A 3,061-nucleotide genomic window follows, 5' to 3' on the forward strand; every position below is an offset into this window, starting at 1 on the left:
CTGGAGAATGCACGCCGCGACGGCACCGTCCTGGTGTGCTGCGCGCTCGGCTTCCAGCGCAGCGCCGGCGTCGTCGCCGAATGGCTGGTGGCGACCGGCAGGGCCGGGACGCCGACGCTCGCCCGCGAGATGCTCGCGGCCGCCGGCCGGCCGGTCCACCTTGCAGAGGCCACTGGGCGGGCGGCGTCATGACAGGCAATACCTATCAGGACCGCACCGACCGCTTCGCCGGCATGCTGATGCGACAGGCCGCGTGGCCGGCCGCAATCGTGCTGACCGCAAATGTCCTTGCGCCTCTAGCCGCGTCGGCGCGCGGTGCCTTCGAGACCTTGCCCGCGGCCATCGCTTTGTCGATCGCCGCCGCGAGCGCGGTTGCTGTGCTGGCGCTGTCGGCATTGCTGGCATTCGACGCGCTGCTGTTCCGACTGATGGCGAGCCATGACGACGAAGCTTCCGGCGGTGCCGCGGTGGATGACATGTTGGCGCGCATGCGCCTGAAACCGGCTCCGTTCGCGACACGCTTGCTCGATGACCGCATGGCCGGCACAAGCCGCTTGCTGTTCAAGCAACGCGCTGCCCTGGCTCTGTTTGCCGCAGCGCTTCTGGCGGCAGGGTTTTGGGCGCCGCGATGAACAAGCTTTCGCTCAAGACCTTCACCTTGCTGCAGACGGTAACCTCCGTCGGCCTGTCGGCTCTGGCCCGGATGGTGACCGGGGTGCGGCCGATCTGGAACGGCAGCCTGCCCTCCGAGCGGCAGCGCATCTATTTCGCCAATCACACCAGCCATGGCGACTTCATCCTTTTGTCGGCCTGTCTCAGCGAAAGGGAGCGCGCGATCACCCATGCTGTTGCCGCAGGCGAATATTGGGGGAAGTCGCGGCTGCGCCGCTTTATCGCGCAGGACATCTTGTCGTCCGTGCTCATCAACCGGCAATGGACGAGACCTGAGGAAAACCCCATCGAGATCATGCTGTCGGTTCTCGACCAAGGGCACTCGCTTATCCTGTTTCCCGAAGGCACACGCAACATGACCGAAGAGCCGCTGCTGGCGTTCCGCTCCGGGCTCTACAATCTGTCGACGGCGCGGCCTGAGGTCGAGCTGATCCCGTGCTGGATCGAGAACATGTCGCGCGTGCTGCCCAAGGGCCAGTTCCTGCCGGTGCCGCTGCTGTGCCGCGTCGTTTTCGGCGCGCCTGTCGCGGTTGGCCCGGGCGAAGAACGCCGCGCCTTTCTCGAGCGCGCCCACGCCGCGCTTCTGGCGCTCAACCCGCGTCCCGAGCGAGACGATTGATGCGCCACGAGATCTCCATCCTGATCATCGGCCTGCTGGCGGTTTTGACCACCGCCAGCATCGTCGCCACCATCCTTTCGGCGCGAGCGCCGAAGCCGCTGAGCTCGACGCTTGTCAATCTCACGCAGCGCATCAACGCCTGGTGGGTGATGGTGGCGCTGATGACGGTCGCCTTCTTCTTCGGCCGTTACGGGATGACCATCCTGTTTGCGCTGATTTCCTTCGCCGCGCTGCGCGAATTCGTGACGCTGACGCATACGCGCCGCAGCGACCATTGGGTGCTGCTCGGCATGTTCGGCATCATCATCCCGTTTCAGTACTGGCTGGTGTGGACCGCCTGGTACGGGCTCTTCGTCATCTTCATTCCGGTCTACTGCTTCCTCTTGATGCCGGCCATCACGGCGCTGCATGGCGACACCGAACGCTTCCTCGAGCGGATCGCCGCGCAGCAATGGGCGGTGATGATCTCGGTCTATTGCGTCAGCCACGTCCCCGCCCTGCTGACACTCGACGTGCCAGGCTTCGAAGGCCGCACCTTGCTGCTGATCGCCTTCCTGATCATCGTCGTGCAAGGCAGCGACGTGCTGCAGTACATCTTCGGCAAGCTGTTTGGTAAACACCGGTTTTCGCCGAACGTCTCGCCGTCGAAAACCTGGGAAGGGCTGATCGGCGGATTGGTGTCGGCGAGCCTGCTCGGCGCGCTGTTGTCGTTCGTGACGCCCTTCTCGGCGCTGCAGGCGGCAGGCGTGGCCTTCGTCGCCTGCTCGATGGGATTCCTAGGCGGGCTGGTCGCCTCGGCCATCAAGCGCGACCAGGGCGTCAAGGACTGGGGCCATCTCATCGAAGGCCATGGCGGCATGATGGACCGCACCGACAGCCTGGTCTTCGCCGCCCCGGTGTTCTTCCACATCGTGCGCTATTTCTGGACTGTGTGATCCGGCGACCGGTTGCCAAAGGCGCTCAAAGCCGGTTGCGGATCAGCATGGTGACGACGAAGAACGCACCGACCGAGCTGGTGATGATGCCGATCGGCAGTTCCTGCGGCGGCAGCAGCGTTCGGGCCAGAAGATCGCTGGCCAGCAAAAGCACCGCGCCGAAGACGGCGCAGCTGGCAACCAGGCGCAGATGCAAGGGGCCTGCCAGCGGCCGCGACAGATGCGGGATCATCAGCCCGACGAAGCCGATGACCCCGGCGACAGAGACCAGGATCGCCGTCGAGAAGGCGGCGACGAGAAACGTCATTCGGCGCATGCGCGCCACTGGCACGCCAAGGCTTTCGGCGGCGTTTTCGCCGGCCAGGAAGGCATCGAGCCGGCGGTGGTTCCACAGCGCGTAAGCCAGAATGGTGCCCGCACCCAGCGCGCCGAGCCAGATATTGTCCCAGCGCGCCAGGCCAAGGCCGCCCATCGTCCAGAACAACACGGAGTGGGCGGCGCGCTGGTCGCCGGCAAAGACCAGGTAGTTGGTCAAGGCGGTGAACATGAAGGACACGGCAAGGCCGGCGAGGATCAGCCGCTCCGGCCCTTGGCCCCTCACCCGCGCGACCAGCAGCAGGACGACGCCGGCGGCCAATATGCCGCCGGTGAAGGCCGCGACCGGCAACGTCCAGATGCCAAAGCTGTCGCCGAAGACGGTGATGACGGAAACGGCACCGGCGGCGGCGCCCGACGACAGGCCGAACAGGAACGGATCGGCGAGATCGTTGCGGGTCACTGTCTGCAGCAGCGCGCCGACGACGCCGAGGCCCGCGCCGACGCAGATGGCCAGGAT

The 3,061-nt window shown here is 65.8% G+C and carries 4 protein-coding genes and 1 pseudogene; 4 read left to right on the forward strand and 1 reads right to left on the reverse strand.

Annotated features, from left to right (window positions below; genetic code table 11):
- The 4 genes and pseudogenes from EN884_RS31020 to EN884_RS31035 all read left to right on the forward strand — a co-directional run.
- Positions 1 to 192, forward strand: a pseudogene (locus EN884_RS31020) (serine/threonine protein phosphatase); the annotation flags it as partial.
- Positions 189 to 632: a hypothetical protein gene (locus tag EN884_RS31025; RefSeq protein ID WP_024504852.1), complete on the forward strand. Its 444-nt coding sequence runs from the start codon at positions 189 to 191 to the stop codon at positions 630 to 632. The pseudogene EN884_RS31020 and the gene EN884_RS31025, both read left to right, overlap by 4 nt.
- Positions 629 to 1,291 (forward strand): lysophospholipid acyltransferase family protein, encoded by a 663-nt coding sequence (locus EN884_RS31030; protein WP_024504853.1) that lies wholly within the window; start codon positions 629 to 631, stop codon positions 1,289 to 1,291. Before EN884_RS31025 ends, EN884_RS31030 begins: the two co-directional genes overlap by 4 nt.
- Positions 1,291 to 2,226 carry a phosphatidate cytidylyltransferase gene (locus tag EN884_RS31035; RefSeq protein WP_063167715.1) on the forward strand — a complete coding sequence of 312 codons (936 nt, stop codon included), beginning with the start codon at positions 1,291 to 1,293 and terminating at the stop codon, positions 2,224 to 2,226. Before EN884_RS31030 ends, EN884_RS31035 begins: the two co-directional genes overlap by 1 nt.
- Before the next feature lie 25 nt (positions 2,227 to 2,251).
- On the opposite strand, the gene EN884_RS31040 is transcribed toward EN884_RS31035, so the two are convergent.
- Positions 2,252 to 3,061: iron ABC transporter permease (locus tag EN884_RS31040; protein WP_164895263.1), on the reverse strand; the 810-nt coding region annotated here is incomplete at its 5' end.

It is taken from the genome of Mesorhizobium sp. M7A.F.Ca.AU.001.01.1.1, assembly GCF_004022735.1.
GTDB classification, from domain to species: domain Bacteria; phylum Pseudomonadota; class Alphaproteobacteria; order Rhizobiales; family Rhizobiaceae; genus Mesorhizobium; species Mesorhizobium ciceri.

What these genes read in the sequence shown, in the direction of transcription:
- EN884_RS31025 (WP_024504852.1), top strand. Translation starts at nt 189, where the DNA reads ATGACAGGCAATACCTATCAGGACCGCACCGACCGCTTCGCCGGCATG.
- EN884_RS31030 (WP_024504853.1), top strand. Translation starts at nt 629, where the DNA reads ATGAACAAGCTTTCGCTCAAGACCTTCACCTTGCTGCAGACGGTAACC.
- EN884_RS31035 (WP_063167715.1), top strand. Translation starts at nt 1,291, where the DNA reads ATGCGCCACGAGATCTCCATCCTGATCATCGGCCTGCTGGCGGTTTTG.